This is a genomic window from Mycobacterium sp. ACS1612 (genome assembly GCF_001667505.1).
Classification (GTDB): domain Bacteria; phylum Actinomycetota; class Actinomycetes; order Mycobacteriales; family Mycobacteriaceae; genus Mycobacterium.
Map to the genome: position 1 here is coordinate 1 of NZ_LZHZ01000067.1, position 20,063 is coordinate 20,063.

The following is a 20,063-nucleotide window of genomic DNA, read 5'->3' on the forward strand; positions in this document are numbered from 1 at the left end:
GTGGCGGAGGGGGCGGCTCGTGGTGAGGTTCCTGCTGATTCTCGTGCTGGTGCTGGCGGTACTGGCGCTGATCGGATTCGTGGTGGGCTACAACAAGATCCGAGCCGCCGATGTCCGTGTCGCTGAGGCGCTTTCCGGTATCGACGTCGAGTTGACACGGCGCGCCTCGCTGATTCCCAGCCTGGTGCACACCGTCGAGACGTTCGCCGCCCACGAGAAGGGCATTCTCGACCACGTCACCAATGCACGCGCGGCGTTGAACTCGGCGACCACAGGTGAATCGGTGGCGCAGCGCAGCGCGGCGGAGAAGGAACTCGATACCGCGCTGGCGCCGGTGCTCGCGCTCGGGCAGGCCTATCCGCAGCTGAACTCGTCGAACAACTTCCTGAACCTGCAGGATAATCTCGCCGACACCGAGAACAAATTGGCGTTCGCGCGGCAGTACTACAACGACGCGGTGGCCACGCTGAACCGGCTGATCACCACCATCCCGTGGATGTTCGTCGCGCCGTTGGCGGGGGTGTCGGAGCGGGAGTACTACCAGACGCCTCGCTAGCGGCCGAGCAGCGCTCCCTACACTGGCGCGATGCGCATCGTCTTCGCGGGCACCCCCGACCCGGCGCTCCCGTCGCTGCGCCGGCTGATCGAGTCGCCACGTCACGAGGTGGTCGCGGTGCTGACTCGGCCCGACGCCGCGAAGGGCAGGCACGGTAAGCCGACACCGTCGCCGGTGGCGCAGCTGGCGGCCGAACACGACATCCCGGTGCTGCGGCCGACGCGGCCGAACTCGGAGGAGTTCGTCGCGGAGCTCACCAAGTTGGCGCCGGACGCCTGCGGTGTGGTCGCCTACGGTGCGCTGCTGTCCGAGCGGCTGCTGGCGGTGCCGACGCACGGTTGGGTGAACCTGCACTTCTCGCTGCTGCCCGCGTGGCGTGGCGCCGCGCCCGTACAGGCGGCCATCGCCGCCGGAGACACCGTTACCGGGGCGACGACGTTCCAAATCGAACTCGCGCTGGACTCGGGCCCGGTCTACGGCGTGGTGACCGAGACGGTGCGGCCGACCGACACCGCAGGCGATCTGCTTGAGCGGCTGTCCATTTCGGGAGCGGAGCTGTTGGAAAGGACACTCGACGGCATCGCCGACGGATCGCTGACACCGGTGCCTCAACCCGCAGACGGTGTCACCATCGCACCCAAGGTCACCGTCGAAGACGCACGGATCAGATGGGATCTGCCCGCCCACGTGGTCGACCGCCGGATCCGGGCCGTCACCCCGAATCCCGGCGCATGGACCATGATTGGTGATCTGCGCGTCAAGGTCGGTCCGGTTACCGCCGAGGACACTGCAGAAACCTTGCCGCCGGGCACTATTCGCGTCGAGCGCAACGGCGTGCAGGTCGGCACCGGATCACAGCCGGTGCGGCTCGGGCAGATCCAACCACCGGGCAAGAAGATGATGAACGCGGCCGACTGGGCCCGTGGCGCCCGCCTCGACGAAACGACGCGCGCCCAATGACCAAGCCCCGCAACAAACGCCCGCCGCGGCGTAAACCGCTCGACCCGGCTCGCCGCGCCGCGTTCGACGTGCTGCGCGCGGTGTCCGACCGCGACGCCTACGCCAACCTCGCGCTGCCCGCGATGCTACGCGAGCGGGGCATCACCGGCCGCGACGCCGCGTTCGCCACCGAACTCACCTACGGCACCTGCCGCACCCGCGGCCTGCTCGACGCGATCATCGCCAAAGCCGCCGATCGACCGCCGGAGAAGATCAATCCCGTCCTGCTGGACCTGTTGCGGCTCGGCGCCTACCAACTGCTGCGCACCAGGGTGGAACAGCACGCCGCAGTGTCCACCACCGTCGAACAGGCTGGTATCGAGTTCGACTCGGCGCGAGCAGGTTTCGTCAACGGGGTGCTGCGGACCATCGCGGGGCGTGACGAGCAGTCGTGGGTAGCCGAGCTCGCCCCGCCCGCAGCCAGCGACCCGGTGGGCCACGCGGCGTTCGTGCACGCGCACCCTCGCTGGATCGCGCAGGCGTTCGCCGACGCGCTCGGTGCGTCCGCAGGTGAGTTGGACGCGCTGTTGAGCAGTGACGACGACCGGCCCGCCGTGCACCTGGCCGCGCGGCCGGGGGTGCTGACCGCCGACCAGTTGGCCGCGCAGGTCGACGGCATTCTCGGGCGCTACTCGCCGTATGCCGTCTACCTGTCCGGGGGCGACCCGGCGCGGCTGGGCCCGGTCCGCGACGGCGCCGCGCTGGTGCAGGACGAGGGCAGCCAACTGGTGGCCCGTGCGCTGACCCTCGCCGACCTGGACGGCCCGGACACCGGGCGCTGGCTGGACCTGTGCTCGGGTCCCGGCGGCAAGACCGCGCTGCTGGCCGCGCTCGGTGGCGATGCCCGGGTGACGGCGGTCGAACCCGCGGCCAGGCGCGCCGACATGGTCGAGGAGAACACCCGCGGCCTTCCCGTCGAGGTGCTGCGCGTCGACGGCCGCGATCCGGGGCTCGAACCGGGATTCGACCGGGTGCTCGTCGACGCGCCCTGCACGGGGCTGGGTGCCTTGCGGCGTCGGCCCGAGGCTCGCTGGCGGCGCCAACCGGCCGACGTGCCCGCACTGGGCCGGCTGCAACGCGAGCTGCTGGCCTCGGCGATCCGGCTGACCCGGCCGGGCGGTGTGGTGCTCTACGCGACGTGTTCGCCGCATCTGGCCGAAACGGCGGGCGTCGTCGCGGACGTCGTGCGCCGCCACAACGTCACCGCCGTGGACACCCGGCCGCTGTTCGCACCCGTCGACAACCTCGGCGACGGTGCCTACGTGCAGCTCTGGCCGCACCGGCACGGCACCGACGCGATGTTCGCTGCCGCCCTCTTAGTGGAGCGATGAGCGTTCGCGCGAAGAGCCAACGATAAGGTAGCTCCATGGCAGCACCCCTCATCGCGCCGTCGATCCTGGCCGCCGACTTCGCCGAACTCGGTAACGAAGCCGCGGCGGTCACCGGTGCCGACTGGCTGCACGTCGACGTGATGGACAACCATTTCGTGCCCAATCTGACCATCGGCCTTCCGGTCGTGGAGGCGTTGCTCACGCGCACCGACATCCCGATGGACTGCCACCTGATGATCGAGAACCCGGGCAGATGGGCGCCGCCGTACGCCGAAGCGGGCGCCTACAACGTCACCTTCCACGCCGAGGCCACCGACAATCCGGTCGCGGTGGCCAACGACATCCGCGCCGCGGGCGCCAAGGCGGGCCTTTCGGTCAAACCCGGCACACCCATCGATCCCTATCTGGAGATACTGCCGCACTTCGACACCGTGCTGATCATGTCGGTGGAACCGGGCTTCGGCGGACAGCAGTTCATCCCCGAGGTGCTGCCGAAGGTGGGCATCGTGCGCAGGCTTGTCGACTCCGGTGAGTTGACGATCCTGGTCGAGATCGACGGCGGCATCAACGCCGACACCATCGAACAGGCCGCTGTGGCCGGCGTGGACTGCTTCGTCGCGGGGTCGGCCGTCTACAGCGCTGAGGATCCAGCCGCCGCAGTGGAATCGCTACGCAGGCAGGCCGCCGCCGCGTCCAAGCACTTGCGGTGATGAAGCTCGACGCAGCCATGCGACTCGCGGTCGAACACGCCGACCGGGTCAAGGGCAGCACCTATCCCAATCCGCCTGTCGGCGCGGTCATCCTGGACCGCGACGGCGAGATCGCCGGTGTCGGCGCCACTCAACCGCCGGGTGGCCCGCACGCCGAGGTGATGGCGTTGCGCAGGGCGGGGCAGCGGGCCGTCGGCGGGACCGCGGTCGTGACGCTGGAGCCGTGCAATCACTTCGGCAGGACCCCACCGTGTGTGGATGCCCTTGTCGCCGCGGGTATCTCGCGGGTGGTCTATGCCGTCGCCGATCCGAACCCGCAGGCGGCAGGCGGAGCGACGCGGCTGGCCGAGTCGGGTGTCGGCGTCGAGGCGGGGGTGCTGACGGACGTGGTGGCGGGCGGTCCGCTTCGGGAATGGCTGCACAAACAGCGCACCGGGTTGCCGCATGTCACGTGGAAATTCGCCACCAGCGTCGACGGGCGCAGCGCCGCCGCCGACGGCACCAGTCAATGGATCACCAGCGAGGCGGCGCGGTCCGACGTGCACCGCCGCCGCGCCGCGGCGGACGCGATCATCGTCGGCACCGGCACGGTGTTCGTCGACGACCCGGTGCTGACCGCGCGTCTGCCCGACGGTTCGCTGGCTGACCGCCAGCCGCTGCGGGTGGTCGTCGGGGAACGTGAGATCTCTTCGGAGGCGCGGGTTCTCAACGACGACTCGCGGACGATGGTGATCCGCACCCGCGATCCGCACGAGGTGATCAAGGCGTTGTCGGACCGCACCGATGTGATTCTGGAGGGCGGGCCGACGCTGGCGGGCGCGTTCCTGCGGGCGGGCGCGATCGACCGGATCATCGCCTACGTAGCGCCGATTCTGTTGGGTGGCCCCATCACCGCCGTCGACGATGTCGGTGTGCTGTCGATCGCGCACGCGCAGCGCTGGCGCTACGACGGGATCGAGCCGATCGGGCCGGATCTGCTGCTCAGCCTGATTCCTGCGTAGGCGTTTCGAGATCGTCGGCGTCCAGCGGACGGTGTTCGATCAGGTCGCGCACACCGCCCGTGCCGAGTCGCTCACGGAACGCCTGCACCGTGTAGCCGATCACCGTCGCCTTACAGCGTGCACGAGCGGTGGCGTTGCGGGGCAGGTGGAACAGCGGCCCGATCTCGCCGAAGTAGTCGCCCTTCGTCACCACCTTCAGCAATTCCTCACCGCCGCCCGGTAATTCGCGCAACATCTCGAGCTCACCGCTGGACACCACGTAGATCAGGTCGCCCATCGTGCCCTGTTCGAACAGCACCTCGCCCTCGGCGAGTTCGACGGTGTCGGGCGGCCGGTCCATCGAGATGAAATCCGGAACGAGGTCGACGACGCGATCGGCCAGGGGCAGGATTCGGCTGTCGTGGGTGGCGACCACGACCATCCGGTCGCCGGACGCGAGTTCGCGGATGAGCCGCAGCACCTCCTCGACCTGAATGAAGTCGAGGTGCGCGGTGGGCTCGTCGGCCAGGATCAGCGGCGGATCGAGGGCGATCGCGCGTGCGACCGCGACCCGTTGCTGCTGCCCGCCGCTGAGGTCGCCCGGACGATGCGACATGCGGTCCTGCAGACCCACCCGCGACAGCAATTGCTCGGCCTTTTTGAATGCGGCGCGGCGCGACATGCCCGCCGCCAGCATCGGGATCATCACGTTCTCCGCCGCGGTCAGGCTCGGCACGAGGTTGAACGCCTGGAACACGATGCCGACGGTCTCGCGGCGGTAGATCGACAGGCCGCGGGCATCGAGGGAGGTCAGGTCGACGTCGCCGAATTTGATGGCGCCGCTGCTGGGCCGCAGGATGCCGCCGAGGCAGGACAGCAGCGTCGTCTTCCCGCAACCGCTGGGGCCCATCAGAATCACCAGTGAGCCGGCGGCCACGTCGAGGTCGAACCCGTCGATGGGGCGGACTTTGTCTGTCCCGCTGGGGTACTCGACCACCAGGTTCTGAACGCTGAGATCGCCCATGGTCACGGGCCCCCGAACGCGATGGCGGGGTCCACCGACACCGCGCGCTGCAATCCGCTGCCGCTGGCGATCAAGCCGATCACGACGGCGACGATCGGCAGAGCGATGTATGCCGCCGCTGGCACGATTACCTTCATCGGGAACAGCGGTCCCAGGGCCAGTGACAGCAGGGCACCGAGGAGTGCGGCAAGTAGCGCGATCACCACCGCCTGCAGCGCGAGTCCGCCCGCGATGTTGCGCGTCGGCACGCCAATTGCCTTGAACACCGCGAAGTCTCGGAGGCGCTCTAGCGCCGAGAGGTAGATGACCGATCCGACAACGAGCGCCGCGACGATCCACAGCATGATCGCGACGATGGTGATCGAGTTCACCGCGACCTTCAACGGACGCAGCAGATCGGCGATGGCGCCGTCGCGATCGATGGTGTGATAGCCGGGCGGCACCTCAGTCATGTTGCCGCGCACTCCAATCGAGGCCACCAGCGGTTCACCGCCGTACACCAACCGCTGTGCGCCGGCCGTGGTGAGGAACACGTTGGGCAGGTTGGCAAGCGCCGTGGAGTTTTCCACGATGCCGACGATACGCAATGTGCGGGAAGCGATTTCGATGTCGCCGCCGACGGCGAGACCGAGCGTGCTGGACACCGCGACCTCGTCGGGGGTCGAGGCGGCACGACCGTCGGACACCGCGGGCATCCCCGGTCCACGCTCGGGTGCGCCGAAGATGTCGACGTTTCGCGTGGTGTCACCGATGGTCGCGGTGCCCCCGGCGTACACGAGCGGCGCCGCCGCGGTCACACCGGGAGCAGCCGCGATGCGACCCAACTCCACCGGCGCGAATGGGGTGGCGCCGACGAACGGCCCCGACGCGCCCTCCTTGACCACGAATTGGTCCACGCCCAGCGAGTCCACGGTCTGCTCGGCTTCCACCCGGAATCCGTTCGCCAGGCCGGTCAGTACGAGCGTCATCGCGAAGATGATGGCCGTGGAAAAGATCGCGATGACGAAGCGCCGCTTACGCCACTGCATGTCGCGCAGAGCGGCGATCAGCATGTCTGCGAGATTACCGACGCCTCGACAGCTGTGCGTCGGGTTTTACGGTTATGACTTCTCTTGGGCGAAAGCCCCGACCAGCGTGTTGCAGAACGCGGGCAGGTCGTCGGGCTTACGACTGGACACCAACGTGTTTGGCCCGCGCGAGCATTCGACCACCTCGTCGTCGACCCAGTTGGCGCCCGCGTTGCGCAGATCGGTCTGCACACTCGGCCACGACGTCATCGTCCTGCCCCGCACGACATCCGCTTCAATCAGGGTCCACGGGCCGTGGCAGATCACCGCGACCGGCTTGCCCGCATCGAAGAAGCTCTTCGCGAATGCGACCGCCGCCTTGTTGGTTCGCAGGAAGTCGGGATTGGCCACACCGCCCGGGAGCACCAGCGCGTCATAGTCGGCGGCGGAAACACCGTCGGCCGCCTTGTCCGCCTCGAAGGTGTCCGCGGGCGTGAGGTGGTTGAATGCCTGGATCTTTCCGACTTCCGTCGAGACCAACTCGGGGTGGCCGCCGGCCTCCTCGACGGCTTTCCACGGTTCGGTCAGCTCGACCTGCTCCACGCCCTCTGGGGCCACCAAGAACGCAATCGTCTTGCCATTCAGTGAACTTGCCATGAATCGTCTCCTGTCAGGTTGTCGTCTTCGGCACGCTTACCCGGCGCGGCGAGCAATCAATCAGAGCGCCGCGATCGGTACACTGGTACCAAAGCGCTTTCACCGACGAGAGTTGCCGCCTGGTGAGCACTAACAAAGGACGACGAGCATGACTGCATTGCAGGACTGGCTCAATGCCCGACCCGTAGACCCGAAAACCCTCAAAATGTTGGTCTGCGACGCGTTGCGCAACCTGACCACCGATGAGCCGGCAAAGACAGCAAAGCCCGAGGCACGCGAACCCCAGCTGATCCGCAGGGGTTTGGAACGCTGCTGAGCGGCTAGGGGGCCCGGTGCTTGCCCGCCGGCTCCGCCTCCACGGCGGGCTCTGATTCGTCGGCGTGTTCGTGCCGGCCGCTGATCAGCAGGCCGAGCAGCGCGCCGACCACACAGACCAGGGCCGTGATCCAGAAGATCTCGCCGTACTGCATGACGTAGGCCGTGCGGACGCGGGCCGCCTGCGCGGCGAGCCGCTCGACCAGGTTGTTCCCGGTGCCCGCGGGCAAGCCGGCCAGAATCTGGTTGAACCGGTACAGGCCCCAGGCGCTCAGGGCCGCGATCCCGATCAGCATGCCGATCATCCTGGCCACCACCACCGCAGCCGACGCGACGCCGTGCTGTGCGGCGGGCACCACCCGCAGGGTCGCCGACGTCAGCGGTCCGATCACCAGGCCGAGGCCCAGGCCGGCGATGGCCAAGTCGGTGTCCAGCACGGGCACGCTGAACAGCCCGAGGTCGTGCCGGGCGGCCAGCAGGTCCACCGGCCACTTCGAGATCAGCCAGTAGCCGCCTGCCGCGATCATCAGGCCGACGAACGCCACGATCCGGTCGCCGACCTTGGTGGCGACCCAGCCGCCGAGCAGCGCGCCGATCGGCAGCGCGATCAGGAACCGCAGCAGCAGTGCGGCGGCCCCGTTCTTGTCCATGCCGAGGACGCCCTGCCCGAACAGTTCGACGTTGACCAGCGTCACCATCAGCGCCGCGCCCGCGGCCAACGAGGCGCCCAATGCGCACAGGAAGGGCCGGAAGTGCACGCCCGCGGGTTCGATCAGTCGGGTGCGGGCGAACTTCTCCCACACGAAGAACGCCACACACGCGACCAGCGCGCCGATCAGCAGGGGTGGGCCGTAACTCGGCAGCACGGTTTTTCCGTCGGGTGCCGGGTTGTAGAGGCCCCACGTGGCCAGGCCCAGCGTAATGGCCAGCAGCACGCCGCCGATCACGTCGACCTTCTCCGGGTGCTCGGACTTCTCCTTCGAGGGCAGGCTGAAGTGGATCATCACCATCGCGATCACCACGAGCGGCACGTTGATCCAGAACACGTCGCGCCAGGTGTTGAGCGCCCACACCACCGCGACGCCGTACAGCGGGCCCAACACGCTGCCCAACTCCTGTGCGGCGCCCACACCGCCGAGCACTGCCGCGCGGTTGCGGGCCGCCCACAGATCGGCCGCCAGAGCCAGCGTCACCGGCAGCAGTGCGCCACTGGCGATGCCCTGGATCGCGCGTCCGATGATGAGCTGCGTCAGATCATTCGACAGCGCGGTGACGACTGAGCCGATCGCGAACCCGGCCAGGCTGACCTGCAGCACGAACTTGCGGCCGAACCGGTCGGATGCCCGACCGAGCAGCGGCATGGCCGCGATGTAGCCGAGCAGATACCAGGTGACGATGGGCGTGACGCGCTGGATCTGATTGATCCCGATACCGACGTCTCGCATGATGTCGGTCATGATCGTGACCACGACGTAGGTGTCCAGCGCACCCAGCAGCACCGCCAGGCTGCCAGCGCTGATCGCGACTCTGCGGCTGGTTGTCGCCGGCTTGACGGCTCCTGGCGACGAGCCCATCAGACCGTGGGCTTGGTGACGGTGACCGGCTTGCCCCAGTCACTGCACGTCATCGTGAGGCTGTTGTTGGGCGACACTTCGAGCTTGACCTGCACCAGTTCGTGGTTGCCGTCCTCGCGGATCCACGCGGTGCCCGGCACCGGGCCCGTCACCTTGAGCTGCGGCGCGATCTTGTTGACGGCGTCGGCGCTCACGGTCCCGGTGATGCGGACGGCGTCGACGCCGTTGATGTTCTCGCGGCCATCGGCTTTGGGATCCGAGAAGTTGGCCAGGATGTTGCCGAAGCCGACGTCGGGGTTCAGCAGCGCCGACACGTCGTAGATGTCGGCGGCGGGGCCGAAGTCCTGGAAGCTGCCTTTGGTGATCGCGCCGAACAGGTTGCCGTCAGCCACCACGAAGTCGACGCCCTCGAGGCGCTGACCCAAGAAGATGATGTTGGCCGTGCCCTGCGCGGCGACGGCGGGTTTGTTGGTCAAATCGCCTTCTAGGGTTTCGATCGGCAGATCCTGGATCTGGCCCTGCACCGACAGCTTCAGGTGGACGCTCGTTTGCGCCTTCGTCGTCTCGCTGGACTGCTTGAGCAGGGTGGCCGCGTCGGGCAGTGCTTTCGACGAATCCTGGGAGTTCGAGGAGCACCCTGCGATCAGGGCGACGGCGGCAAAAAGGGCGGCGAAGATCGCCAAGAGGCGCGTCTGCATGACTGCATCGTAGAGGGTGCGCTCACACCAACGTGTCGCGCGTACTCCCGGCCGAAGGGCAAACGTGGCTTCCGAACTGGACTTTCGACACCGGTGTGCGGCTGGTTACTCTGGCCCGGTGTTCACCGGAATCGTCGAAGAACTGGGCGAGGTCGTAGCCAAGGAAGAACTCGGCGACTCGGCCCGGTTGGTCATCCGCGGACCTGTCGTGACGGCCGACGCAGGGCACGGCGATTCGATCGCGGTCAACGGTGTCTGTCTGACCGTCGTCGAGGTGTTGCCCGACGGTGTCTTCAGCGCCGACGTGATGGGTGAAACGCTGAACCGATCGAGCCTGCGCGGTGTCGGCGTGGGCAGCCAGGTGAACCTCGAGCGGGCGGCCGCGGTCAACAGCCGCCTTGGCGGGCACATCGTGCAGGGCCATGTCGACGGGACAGGGCACGTCATCGCGCGGACGCCGTCGGAACATTGGGAAGTCATCCGAATTGCCTTGCCCACAGCGCTGTCTCGATACGTCGTCGAGAAGGGGTCGATCACGGTCGACGGGGTGTCCCTGACGGTTTCCGGTCTCGGCCATGACTGGTTCGAGGTGTCGTTGATCCCGACGACGCTGCAACTCACCACTCTCGGCAGTGCCGAGGTCGGCACCCGCGTGAACCTCGAGGTCGACATCATCGCGAAGTACGTGGAGCGTCTCCTCGGCTCCACCGACGACGACAGCGGCGCTGGCAACGCCTGACAGCCGATTCACAGCTTGGCCCAGCTTCCACAGCCCCGGTTCCGAATCGGGATCTCGGCTGTCAACACAGGCATGCTCCGATGAGCTTCTGCGGCCTATACACCATTAGCCGACGGGCAGAGTTAAATTTGCCCTGACGCACGGGCGTGTCGCCTGCACGCTATTGTTCGCCCAGTTCACAGCGGTGAAACCAACAGCTCGCGGCTTGCGTCCGACACAGTCGTATGGTTTGCGAACGATCCTTGCCAGTTATTGACGCACATGTTAAGTTTCGCCGCAGTTATTTGAAAATTCATGTATCGGCCTCCGGGCCCCATGAAGCCGTCACTCGGGGGAGTCGGGAGCCTGACATGTCGGCAGCTAAGCGTGGCAAGCATGCGAAGCGACCCGAGAGGGCTGGTCGCGCGAGCGGGCTAGCGGTCGCTGTCGGCCTCGGGGTCGCGGTGGTCACCACAGGTCACGGCGTCGCGTCTGCCACCACAGGCGAGAACTCGACCTCAGGGTCACCGGACACCGACGGCGGATCGAAGTCGAACACCACAACCGACTCGGGCACAACGACTTCCGGTGCAACGGGCACCTCCGGTGCCACCACAGGCACGGAGTCGGAGCACCCGTCGACGTCGACGTCGACTTCGACGACAACCACGAGCACGACCTTGTCGGGATCGCAGACCACGACCACCACGACCTCCGGCGATGGTCCGACAACGTCGGTCAGTGCCTCCGGTGGTTCCGGCACCACGGTCTCGACGGTCCCGCACGAGAACTCGTCTACGCCCACGCCGCCGCAGGCCGCCGCCGAACCCACCACGGAGAAGCCCAAGCCGCAGGAACACGACCAAACACCCTCGGAGACAACGACTCCGACGCCCGAGGAGACACCAGCGACCGATGACAAGCAGAAGTCGGCGCAGGCGGTGGTAGGGGAGAAGGCCGCGGTCACCCAGCCCGAAACCGGCGAAACCGTCACGGCCGCGGCGCAAACCGCGGAGCCGAAGACCGCGCAGACGGTGGTGGGGCCCCTCGCACGGACAACGGTGGCGACCACCGCGGTCACCCCGCCGACGTTCGGGCTTCCGACCGTGACCCTGCCGCCGTACCCCACCATCCCCGGCGTATCACCGACGAGGGTGGCGGTGGCCGTCGTCGTCGTGTTGGGGCGTGCGCTGCAGACCGCGCTGTCGGGACCCATCCCGAATCCGATCGCGATCCCGATCTACATGGTGCTGGTCGCGGCGTATCAGCGCCTCACCGAGATCGCGCTGAACCACGTCCCGGTCGTCACGCAACCGACTCCGGCGCTTCAGGTTCCGGTGCTGGGCACAATCACGGGCACGCTCGTCGCGACCGATCCGGACGGTGACCCGCTGACGTTCACCTACACGCAGCCCACCAACGGCGGCCTGGTCGTTGTGACGAACGTGCCCCTGACGAACCAGTACGCCTACGTCTACACCCCGCCACTGCTCGGCGGCGGGGGGCCGAACTCGTTCACCGTCACCTTCGACGACACCGGCGTCGGGGACCACTTCTACGCTCCGAACGGCCACACCACCTCGTACACAGTCAGTCTCGACGTGCCCACCGCGACGGTCGGCCCACGCGACAGCATCGGGGTGGTGCGCGGCGGCTTCGCGGGCGGCAGCGTCGACGGGCGGACGTACAGCCTTGCCAACGGCAACACCGCTGGCGCGACCGCCACGTCGGCGTTCACCACCCTCGGCGGCATCGTCAGCCTCAACACGACGACAGGCGACTGGACCTACATACCGGCGGTGTCCGGCCACAACATCCTCGGAATCCCGGACAACACAGACAGTTTCGTGGTGACCGTGGACGACGGCGTCCACGGCGCCGTCCAGACGACGGTGTCGGTCGGCGCGGACCTCGGCATCGCGGTGACAGGGGCGAACACGAACACCTCCAACGGCGCCTACAGCGGTTCGTTGGACATCCCGGTCGGCGACAACGGATTGCTGACCTACTCGGTGGGCACCGGGCCGTCGTCGAAGGGCAGCGTCTTCGTCACCTCGACGGGCGGCTTCATCTACACGCCGACGCCGCAGGCGCGCCACGCCGCAGCGGCTGCCAACGCCACCGCCGCCGACAAGACGGACACGTTCACCATCAAGGGCACCGACGCCAACGGCAGGTCCATCACCGTCACGACGGTGTCGGTGAACATCCTGCCCGCCAACAGTGCACCGGCCGGCGGCACCGCCACGTTCCCCGCCGCCAACGCGAACGGCGTCATCACCGGCTCGGTGACAGGCATCACCGACGCCGACGGCGACACGCTGACGTACACCGGCACGGCCGGTAAGGGCACCGTCACCTTCAACGGCACCACCTTCACGTACACGCCGACGTTGGACGCCAGGCATGCGGCAGCCGCCGACAATGCCGGCACCGCCATCAAACAGGACACCATCACCATCACCGTCGATGACGGGCACGGCGGCACGGCGACATTCAGCAGCGGGGCGTTCAACGTCACCCCGCAGAACACCGCGCCGGCCTACACCAACGTCGGCAAGTCCAGCGGTGGCGTGCTGGGCCTGACCAAGACGTGGACCGTCAACGGCATGATTGACGCCGACGACGACACGCTGACGCTGGCCGTCACCTCCCTTCCATCGGGCGGATTGCTGAATCTGCCGGTGATCCTCGGCAACACCGTGACCCTTGTGAGCCTGCTCACCGAGAGCGGCAAGACCTTCGTGGTCACCATGTCCGACGGGCACGGCGGGAAGGTGCCGATCACCTTGACGATCTAGGGTCGAAGCCCAGGTCAGGGGAGCGGCAATAACTATCCAGCGGGTGTGGTTCATACTGTTGTGATGACGAGGCTGGACTCCGTGGAGAGGGCGGTTGCCGACATCGCTGCGGGCAAGGCCGTTGTCGTCATCGACGACGAGGACCGGGAGAACGAGGGAGACCTCATTTTCGCCGCCGAGAAGGCCACTCCGGAGCTCGTCGCATTCATGGTCCGTTACACCTCCGGCTATCTGTGTGTGCCGCTCGACGGCGAGATCTGCGACCGGCTCGGGCTGTTGCCGATGTACGCGGTCAACCAGGACAAGCACGGCACCGCATACACCGTGACCGTTGACGCGAAAACCGGTGTGGGGACGGGTATTTCGGCTTCTGACCGTGCCACGACCATGCGGCTGCTCGCCGATCCGTCAAGCGCCGCCGAGGATTTCACCAAACCGGGCCACGTCGTGCCCTTGCGGGCCAAGGACGGGGGGGTGTTACGCCGCCCCGGTCACACCGAGGCCGCGGTCGACCTGGCCCGACTGGCGGGACTGCAGCCCGCGGGGGCGATCTGCGAAATCGTCAGCCAGAAGGACGAAGGCGCGATGGCGCAGACCGACGAGCTGCGGATCTTCGCCGACGAACACGATCTGGCGCTGATTTCGATCGCCGACTTGATCGAATGGCGGCGCAAACACGAAAAGCACATCGAACGCGTCGCCGAGGCCCGCATCCCGACCCGGCATGGGGAATTCCGCGCGGTCGGCTACACCAGCATCTATGAAGACGTCGAGCATGTGGCGCTGGTCCGCGGCGACATCGCCGGACCGCACGGCGACGGGCACGACGTCCTGGTCCGCGTGCACTCCGAGTGCCTGACCGGCGACGTATTCGGCTCGCGTCGCTGCGACTGCGGGCCGCAACTGGACGCCGCGCTGGCGATGGTGGCTCGCGAGGGCCGCGGGGTGGTGCTGTACATGCGTGGCCACGAGGGCCGCGGCATCGGTCTGATGCACAAGCTGCAGGCCTACCAGTTGCAGGACGCGGGCGAGGACACCGTCGACGCCAATCTGAAGCTGGGTCTGCCCGCCGACGCCCGCGACTACGGCATCGGCGCGCAGATCCTGGTCGACCTTGGCGTGCGGTCCATGCGGCTGCTGACCAACAATCCCGCCAAGCGCGTCGGCCTAGACGGCTACGGGCTGCACATCATCGAGCGGGTGCCGCTGCCGGTGCGCGCCAACGCCGAGAACATCCGCTACCTGATGACCAAACGCGACCGGATGGGTCATGATCTGACCGGGCTCGACGACTACGACGAAGCGGTGCCGGGCGAGTTCGGCGGAGCGCTATGAGCGGTACCGGCGTTCCCGATCTTCCGGATCTGGATGCATCGGGCATAACGCTGGCCATCGTCGCCAGTACATGGCACGAGACCATCTGCGATGCCCTCCTAGAGGGCGCCCGAAAGGTGGCCGCCAACGCCGGCATCGGCAACCCCACCATCGTGCGGGTACTCGGCGCGATCGAGATCCCTGTGGTGGCACAGGCGTTGGCCGCCCAACACGACGCGGTGGTGGCACTCGGCGTGGTGATCCGCGGCGAGACGCCGCATTTCGACTATGTCTGCGACGCGGTCACCCAAGGGTTGACCCGGGTGTCGCTGGATGCGTCGACCCCGGTGGCCAACGGCGTGCTGACTACGAACACCGAGCAGCAGGCCCTTGACCGGGCCGGTTTGCCCGACTCGGCCGAGGACAAGGGCGCGCAGGCCGCGGCCGCCGCGCTGTCGACAGCGCTGACCCTACGTGAACTGAGGTCATGAGTCAGGACTGGGATGTCGAGATACGGCCCCATCTGACACCGTATTTCGCGTACGGGGCGGCCGCGTTGATCGTGACCGCTCATGTCGCCGTCGGCGCGTTGCTCAAGATCGCCTCAACCGGCGTGATCTTCCGGACGGCGGACCAGGTGGCCATCGCGCTGCTCGGCGTCGTGATCGCCGGCGCGGTGCTGTTGTTCGCGCGGCCGCGGTTACGTGTCGGCTCGGCAGGAGTCGCGGTGCGAAACCTGATCGGCTACAGGCTCATTCCGTGGTCGGACGTGGTCGACGTCTCGTTTCCGCGCGGGGCGCGGTGGGCCAGGGTCGACCTGCCCGACGACGAGTACGTCCCGGTGATGGCGATCCAGGCCGTCGACAGAGAGCGCGCCGTCGACGCCATGGACACAGTGCGGGAGTTGCTGGCCCGCTACCGGCCTGACATCAGCTCACGCTGAGCGACATCGCGACTTCGCCGCGGTCGCACGGGTTTTCGCCGTTCTGCAGGGTGAAGCCGAGGCCCTCGTACACACCGCGGGCCACCGCGTTGTCATGAGCCACCCGCAGGGTGACGGTGCGTGCCCTGCGGTCGCGGGCCCACTCCACCGCCGTAGCCACCAGTGGGCGCGCCAGACCCTGACCGCGGACCGCCGGGTCGAGCCACAGGGAATAGAGGTACACGGTGTCCGCGCTCTCCAGTTGCGCGCCGATCAACCCGACGGGACGGTCACCGATCAGCACGGCGAACTGCGCGTGCTCGCGTAGTCTGCGACGCCACTGCGTAGCGGTGAACGCCGACTCCTGTCGGAACTGCGGATCATCCTCGCCCAGAGAATCGCTCAATGCCCGCAACCGCACCCCCGCGAACACCCGCCAGTCCGAGTCCGTCAGCCTGGCGACGCGGGCCGCCACACTTGTCACCGGGTGTCGCCCATGACCAGGCCCTCACGACGCGGATCCGCGCCGCCGATCCAGCCCGCTTCGTCCCGCGAGATCGCAGACAGGCCGCTGGACTGGTCGGCGATGTCGACCTGGTGGCCGAGTCGGCGCAGACCGGTCACCAGCGGGTCGTGGTCGCCGTTGTCGGCGGTGTCGATGGCGGGATGCTCACCGCCGACGTTGGTTTTGGGTGAGTTCGCCGCTCCGAAGTCCACCGCCGACACGGCCTGCTGCGGATCCAGACCCCAATCAATCATTCCCACAAGCGTTTTCACCACGAACTGGATGATCACCGAACCGCCCGGCGAACCCAGCACCGCGTACAGCGCCCGCTTGCCGCCGGGCTGGCCCGCCCCGTCGAACACCAGCGTGGGCGCCATCGAACTGCGTGGCCGCTTACCGGGCTCGACCCGATTGGCCACCGGCACCCCGTCCTTGGCCGGCTCGGCGGAGAAGTCGGTGAGCTGATTGTTGAGGATGAACCCGTCCACCATGTGGAACGAGCCGAAGGCCGACTCCACGGTCGTGGTGAGCGCCGCGGCGTTGCCCTGCGCATCGACGATGCTGATCTGGCTGGTGCCGTGTTCGGGCGTCGGCGGCGCGGGTGGCGTGGGCGGCCCGAATTCACCCGGCTTCGCGGTGCCCATCGTGCGCTGCGTGGAGATCAGTGCTGCCCGGCCCGCGAGGTAGTCGCTGCCGAGCAGGGTGTCGGGCGAACCGCCGGGCAACGGCACGAAATCGGTGTCGGCAACGTACTTGTCGCGATCGGCGTAGGCCAGCCGCTCGGCTTCTGAGACGAGGTGAACGCCCATCACCGTCGGTTTGCCGCCGTTGAGGTCGACGTCGGTGGGCTTGTGGTCGGCCATCGAAAAATGTTCGAGCATGCCGAGCGTCGCCGCCACCGCAATGCCGCCCGAGGATGGCGGGGGCATGCCGCAGATCTCCTTGCCGCGGTAGGGCGTGCACAACGGCTCGCGTCGTTTGGCGAGGTAGCCGGCCAGATCGTCGCGGGTCATCAGGCTGGGCGTCCGTCCACCGCTGGTGTCGGCGGCCGCGGCCACGATGTCGCGCGCGATGTCGCCGGTGTAGAACGACTGCGGATCGGATGCAATGACTCCCAACGTTTTTGAGTACGCGGGGTTGGTCAGCTTGGTGCCCGACGCCTTCGGGGAGCCGTCGTCGGTGAGGAAATACGCCGACGCGTTCGGGTCAGCCTTCAGCTGCGGGGCGGCGTCGGCGATCGCGGTGGCCAACCGCGGGCTGATGTCGAAGCCGTCGTCGGCCATTGTCACCGCCGGGGTGAACAGATCGCGCCACGCGGTCTTGCCATGTTCAGCGTGCACGTCCTGCAGCAGTCGCAGAATGCCCGGTACGCCGATGGACCGGCCGGACGCGCGGGCGTCGGGTTTGGGCTCGGTCCGGTCGGAGTCCGAGATCCAGCGCAGATAGTTCTCGGTGGCCGCTTTGGGGGCCACCTCGCGGCCGTCGTAGGCCTGCACCGAGCCGCCCGCGGCGTCGTAGTACAGCAGGAAGCCTCCGCCGCCGATGCCGGAGGACTGCGGCTCGACGAGGCCGAGCACCGCCTGGGCGGTGACCAGTGCGTCGGCGGCGGTACCGCCCTCGCTCAGCACTTCGCAGGCGGCCTCAGTGGCCAGCGGGTTGGCCGTGACCACCGCAAAATGGGACGTCCGTACCGGCGTCATGTCCTTGCGGTAGGCGGTGGCCACCTCGGGGTTGGTGGAGATGTTCTTCGACGTCGTCGCCGAGCCCGACGCGGGCGCCGCGGGCGTTTTCGGAGCAGCCGTCCCGTTGGCGACGATCGAGCAGGGGCCTGCCGACGTGGGTGGGGACGCATTCTCCTCGGCGGCACAACCGGCAAGGACCAAGATCACAATTGCGAGCGGCGCCAGGATCCGCATCAGTAGACGGTAGTTCATCGGAGCCGTCTGATGGCGGCAGTAACCTGGAATCCGTGCCTGATCCAGCGACGTACCGGCCTGCCCCCGGGTCGATACCCGTCGAGCCGGGCGTCTACCGGTTCCGGGATCCGCACGGCCGGGTGATCTACGTCGGCAAGGCCAAGAGCCTGCGCAGCAGGCTGAACTCCTACTTCGCCGACATCGCGGGCCTGGCGCCGCGCACCCGGCAGATGGTGATGGCCGCGGGCAGCGTCGAGTGGACGGTGGTCACCACCGAAGTCGAGGCGCTGCAGCTGGAATACAACTGGATCAAAGAGTTCGATCCGCGGTTCAACATCCGCTACCGCGACGACAAGTCCTATCCGGTGCTTGCGGTCACGCTCAACGAGGAGTACCCGCGGCTGATGGTCTATCGCGGAGCGCGCCGCAAGGGGGTGCGCTACTTCGGACCGTACTCCCACGCGTGGGCCATCCGCGAGACGCTCGACCTGTTGACGCGGGTCTTTCCGGCGCGCACCTGCTCCGCGGGAGTGTTCAAGCGGCACAGGCAAATCGGGCGTCCATGCCTGCTCGGCTACATCGACAAGTGCTCGGCGCCGTGCATCGAGCGGGTGACCGCCGACGAGCATCGGCAGATCGTGAACGACTTCTGCGATTTCCTCGCCGGCAAGACCGACCGGCTGGCCCGCGACATGGAACAGCAGATGAACGCCGCCGCCGCGGAACTGGACTTCGAGCGCGCCGCCCGGCTGCGCGACAACATCTCCGCGCTGAAGCGGGCGCTGGAGAAGCAGGCAGTCGTGTTCGGTGACGGGACCGACGCCGATGTGGTCGCGTTCGCCGACGACGAACTCGAAGCGGCGGTCCAGGTGTTCCACGTACGCGGCGGCCGGGTCAGAGGCCAGCGTGGGTGGATCGTCGAAAAGTCAGGGGAGCCAAACGGATCCGGTGAGAGCCAGCTCGTCGAACAGTTCCTGACGCAGTTCTACGGCGATCAGGCCGAACTCGACGGCGCTGCCGACGAATCGCTCAACCCGGTGCCGCGGCAGGTGCTGGTGCCGTGCCTTCCGGACAACGCCGACGAACTGGCCACCTGGCTGTCGCAACTTCGCGGCTCGCGGGTTTCGCTGCGAGTCGCGCAACGCGGAGACAAACGAGCCCTTGCCGACACCGTGAAACGCAACGCCCAGGACGCGTTGAATCAGCACAAGCTCAAGCGGGCAGGCGACTTCACCGCGAGAACCGCTGCGCTGCAGAGCATCCAGGACGCGCTGGGGCTGGCTGAGGCGCCGCTGCGCATCGAGTGCGTCGACATCAGCCACGTGATGGGCACCGACGTGGTGGCGTCGCTCGTGGTGTTCGAGGACGGGTTGCCACGCAAGTCGGACTACCGCCACTACGCGATCCGGGAGGCCGCGGGCGAAGGCCGGTCCGACGACGTGGCCTCGATCGCGGAGGTGACGCGGCGGCGGTTCTACCGGCACCTGCACGATACCCAGCATCCGACAGAGCTTGCCCCGGAAGGAAAATCGCGCAAGTTCGCGTATCCGCCCAACCTCTACGTGGTCGACGGCGGCGCACCACAGGTGAACGCCGCGCAGGCGGTGCTCGACGATCTCGGGGTGTCAGACGTCGCGGTCATCGGGCTGGCGAAACGGCTGGAGGAAGTCTGGGTGCCGTCGGAGCCCGACCCCGTGATCATGCCCCGCAACAGCGAGGGGCTGTACCTGTTGCAGCGGGTGCGTGACGAAGCACACCGGTTCGCCATTGCATACCACCGCAGCAAGCGTTCGAAGCGGATGACGGCCTCCGCACTCGACTCCGTGCGTGGACTCGGGGAGCATCGGCGCAAGGCGTTGGTCACCCATTTCGGCTCGCTGGCCCGGCTCAAACAGGCCACTGTCGAGGAGATCACCGCGGTGCCCGGGATCGGCGCGGCAACGGCCAAGGCGGTGCTGGAGGCGCTGGGTGTACCGCCCGATTCCGAAGCGCCGGACCCGGTTATCGGCAATGATCAGACCAGAGCATCGGGATGA

Annotated in this window: 20 protein-coding genes; 12 read left to right on the forward strand and 8 right to left on the reverse strand. The window is 67.7% G+C overall.

The features are described from left to right. Window positions 1-19 precede the first annotated feature (19 nt). The 5 genes from A5724_RS28585 to ribD are packed head-to-tail and all read left to right on the forward strand — an operon-like array spanning window position 20 to window position 4,597. A complete protein-coding gene (locus A5724_RS28585; protein WP_067810295.1) occupies window positions 20-556 on the forward strand; it encodes a LemA family protein in 537 nt (178 codons plus the stop codon). 30 nt (window positions 557-586) lie between these two features. After that, window positions 587-1,516 (forward strand): methionyl-tRNA formyltransferase, encoded by a 930-nt coding sequence (gene fmt, locus A5724_RS28590; protein WP_067810298.1) that lies wholly within the window; start codon window positions 587-589, stop codon window positions 1,514-1,516. Further along, window positions 1,513-2,886, forward strand: coding sequence for an RsmB/NOP family class I SAM-dependent RNA methyltransferase (locus A5724_RS28595; protein WP_067810300.1), 1,374 nt, complete (start codon window positions 1,513-1,515; stop codon window positions 2,884-2,886). Before fmt ends, A5724_RS28595 begins: the two co-directional genes overlap by 4 nt. A 35-nt stretch (window positions 2,887-2,921) precedes the next feature. Then, on the forward strand, window positions 2,922-3,596 hold the full coding sequence (gene rpe / locus A5724_RS28600) for a ribulose-phosphate 3-epimerase (RefSeq protein WP_067810302.1): 675 nt from the start codon (window positions 2,922-2,924) through the stop codon (window positions 3,594-3,596). Next, window positions 3,596-4,597 carry a bifunctional diaminohydroxyphosphoribosylaminopyrimidine deaminase/5-amino-6-(5-phosphoribosylamino)uracil reductase RibD gene (gene ribD / locus A5724_RS28605; RefSeq protein ID WP_067810303.1) on the forward strand — a complete coding sequence of 334 codons (1,002 nt, stop codon included), beginning with the start codon at window positions 3,596-3,598 and terminating at the stop codon, window positions 4,595-4,597. The genes rpe and ribD overlap by 1 nt, the downstream gene beginning before the upstream one ends. On the opposite strand, the gene A5724_RS28610 is transcribed toward ribD, so the two are convergent. From A5724_RS28610 to A5724_RS28620, 3 genes are read right to left on the reverse strand one after another with little or no spacing between them, the layout of a single operon-like run. Then, the gene (locus A5724_RS28610) at window positions 4,578-5,600 is read right to left on the reverse strand and encodes an ATP-binding cassette domain-containing protein (RefSeq protein WP_067810304.1); all 1,023 of its coding nucleotides are present in this window, start codon (window positions 5,598-5,600) and stop codon (window positions 4,578-4,580) included. The two genes, ribD and A5724_RS28610, sit on opposite strands and share 20 nt — an antisense overlap. A 2-nt stretch (window positions 5,601-5,602) precedes the next feature. Further along, entirely contained in the window at window positions 5,603-6,652 is a 1,050-nt protein-coding gene (locus A5724_RS28615) for an ABC transporter permease (RefSeq protein ID WP_067810306.1), read from the reverse strand. 48 nt (window positions 6,653-6,700) lie between these two features. Continuing rightward, a complete protein-coding gene (locus A5724_RS28620; RefSeq protein WP_197518808.1) occupies window positions 6,701-7,264 on the reverse strand; it encodes a type 1 glutamine amidotransferase domain-containing protein in 564 nt (187 codons plus the stop codon). A 148-nt stretch (window positions 7,265-7,412) separates the two neighbouring features. On the opposite strand from A5724_RS28620, the gene A5724_RS34295 reads away from it, so the two are divergent. Beyond that, window positions 7,413-7,580: a hypothetical protein gene (locus A5724_RS34295; RefSeq protein WP_197518810.1), complete on the forward strand. Its 168-nt coding sequence runs from the start codon at window positions 7,413-7,415 to the stop codon at window positions 7,578-7,580. Window positions 7,581-7,584: 4 nt separating this feature from the next. Here A5724_RS34295 and A5724_RS28625 read toward each other — a convergent pair whose 3' ends face one another. Continuing rightward, on the reverse strand, window positions 7,585-9,153 hold the full coding sequence (locus tag A5724_RS28625) for an MFS transporter (protein WP_067810308.1): 1,569 nt from the start codon (window positions 9,151-9,153) through the stop codon (window positions 7,585-7,587). Then, a complete protein-coding gene (locus A5724_RS28630) occupies window positions 9,153-9,851 on the reverse strand; it encodes an LppX_LprAFG lipoprotein (protein WP_067810313.1) in 699 nt (232 codons plus the stop codon). The genes A5724_RS28625 and A5724_RS28630 overlap by 1 nt, the downstream gene beginning before the upstream one ends. Before the next feature lie 118 nt (window positions 9,852-9,969). Here A5724_RS28630 and A5724_RS28635 point away from each other — a divergent pair, with 118 nt between their 5' ends. Continuing rightward, window positions 9,970-10,590, forward strand: coding sequence for a riboflavin synthase (locus A5724_RS28635; protein ID WP_067810315.1), 621 nt, complete (start codon window positions 9,970-9,972; stop codon window positions 10,588-10,590). A gap of 457 nt (window positions 10,591-11,047) precedes the next feature. On the opposite strand, the gene A5724_RS34010 is transcribed toward A5724_RS28635, so the two are convergent. Next, complete coding sequence (locus tag A5724_RS34010) at window positions 11,048-11,239, reverse strand: hypothetical protein (protein ID WP_156752498.1); 192 nt, start codon at window positions 11,237-11,239, stop codon at window positions 11,048-11,050. A 10-nt stretch (window positions 11,240-11,249) separates the two neighbouring features. On the opposite strand from A5724_RS34010, the gene A5724_RS28645 reads away from it, so the two are divergent. The 4 genes from A5724_RS28645 (at window position 11,250) to A5724_RS28660 (ending at window position 15,627) form a co-directional block, all read left to right on the forward strand. Continuing rightward, a complete protein-coding gene (locus A5724_RS28645) occupies window positions 11,250-13,370 on the forward strand; it encodes an Ig-like domain-containing protein (RefSeq protein WP_156752499.1) in 2,121 nt (706 codons plus the stop codon). Between the two features lie 63 nt (window positions 13,371-13,433). Further along, window positions 13,434-14,705 (forward strand): bifunctional 3,4-dihydroxy-2-butanone-4-phosphate synthase/GTP cyclohydrolase II, encoded by a 1,272-nt coding sequence (locus A5724_RS28650; protein WP_067810322.1) that lies wholly within the window; start codon window positions 13,434-13,436, stop codon window positions 14,703-14,705. Beyond that, window positions 14,702-15,175, forward strand: a complete 474-nt coding sequence (gene ribH, locus A5724_RS28655) for a 6,7-dimethyl-8-ribityllumazine synthase (RefSeq protein WP_067810324.1) — start codon at window positions 14,702-14,704, stop codon at window positions 15,173-15,175. Before A5724_RS28650 ends, ribH begins: the two co-directional genes overlap by 4 nt. Next, window positions 15,172-15,627: a PH domain-containing protein gene (locus A5724_RS28660; protein WP_067810326.1), complete on the forward strand. Its 456-nt coding sequence runs from the start codon at window positions 15,172-15,174 to the stop codon at window positions 15,625-15,627. The genes ribH and A5724_RS28660 overlap by 4 nt, the downstream gene beginning before the upstream one ends. Here the strand turns inward: A5724_RS28660 and A5724_RS28665 are convergent. Together A5724_RS28665 and A5724_RS28670 are read right to left on the reverse strand one after the other, a co-directional pair. Continuing rightward, complete coding sequence (locus A5724_RS28665; RefSeq protein ID WP_067810769.1) at window positions 15,614-16,081, reverse strand: GNAT family N-acetyltransferase; 468 nt, start codon at window positions 16,079-16,081, stop codon at window positions 15,614-15,616. The two genes, A5724_RS28660 and A5724_RS28665, sit on opposite strands and share 14 nt — an antisense overlap. A 5-nt stretch (window positions 16,082-16,086) precedes the next feature. Beyond that, window positions 16,087-18,027: a gamma-glutamyltransferase family protein gene (locus A5724_RS28670; protein ID WP_156752500.1), complete on the reverse strand. Its 1,941-nt coding sequence runs from the start codon at window positions 18,025-18,027 to the stop codon at window positions 16,087-16,089. A gap of 53 nt (window positions 18,028-18,080) precedes the next feature. On the opposite strand from A5724_RS28670, the gene uvrC reads away from it, so the two are divergent. Further along, on the forward strand, window positions 18,081-20,063 hold the full coding sequence (gene uvrC / locus A5724_RS28675; protein WP_067810330.1) for an excinuclease ABC subunit UvrC: 1,983 nt from the start codon (window positions 18,081-18,083) through the stop codon (window positions 20,061-20,063).

Bases quoted from the DNA above. Each gene is read 5' to 3' on its own strand.
- A5724_RS28670 (WP_156752500.1), bottom strand. From the start codon at position 18,027: ATGCGGATCCTGGCGCCGCTCGCAATTGTGATCTTGGTCCTTGCCGGT.
- A5724_RS28615 (WP_067810306.1), bottom strand. From the start codon at position 6,652: ATGCTGATCGCCGCTCTGCGCGACATGCAGTGGCGTAAGCGGCGCTTC.
- A5724_RS28660 (WP_067810326.1), top strand. From the start codon at position 15,172: ATGAGTCAGGACTGGGATGTCGAGATACGGCCCCATCTGACACCGTAT.
- A5724_RS28650 (WP_067810322.1), top strand. From the start codon at position 13,434: ATGACGAGGCTGGACTCCGTGGAGAGGGCGGTTGCCGACATCGCTGCG.
- ribH (WP_067810324.1), top strand. From the start codon at position 14,702: ATGAGCGGTACCGGCGTTCCCGATCTTCCGGATCTGGATGCATCGGGC.
- A5724_RS28595 (WP_067810300.1), top strand. From the start codon at position 1,513: ATGACCAAGCCCCGCAACAAACGCCCGCCGCGGCGTAAACCGCTCGAC.
- A5724_RS28625 (WP_067810308.1), bottom strand. From the start codon at position 9,153: ATGGGCTCGTCGCCAGGAGCCGTCAAGCCGGCGACAACCAGCCGCAGA.
- A5724_RS34295 (WP_197518810.1), top strand. From the start codon at position 7,413: ATGACTGCATTGCAGGACTGGCTCAATGCCCGACCCGTAGACCCGAAA.
- ribD (WP_067810303.1), top strand. From the start codon at position 3,596: ATGAAGCTCGACGCAGCCATGCGACTCGCGGTCGAACACGCCGACCGG.
- A5724_RS28620 (WP_197518808.1), bottom strand. From the start codon at position 7,264: ATGGCAAGTTCACTGAATGGCAAGACGATTGCGTTCTTGGTGGCCCCA.
- fmt (WP_067810298.1), top strand. From the start codon at position 587: ATGCGCATCGTCTTCGCGGGCACCCCCGACCCGGCGCTCCCGTCGCTG.
- A5724_RS28630 (WP_067810313.1), bottom strand. From the start codon at position 9,851: ATGCAGACGCGCCTCTTGGCGATCTTCGCCGCCCTTTTTGCCGCCGTC.
- A5724_RS28610 (WP_067810304.1), bottom strand. From the start codon at position 5,600: ATGGGCGATCTCAGCGTTCAGAACCTGGTGGTCGAGTACCCCAGCGGG.
- rpe (WP_067810302.1), top strand. From the start codon at position 2,922: ATGGCAGCACCCCTCATCGCGCCGTCGATCCTGGCCGCCGACTTCGCC.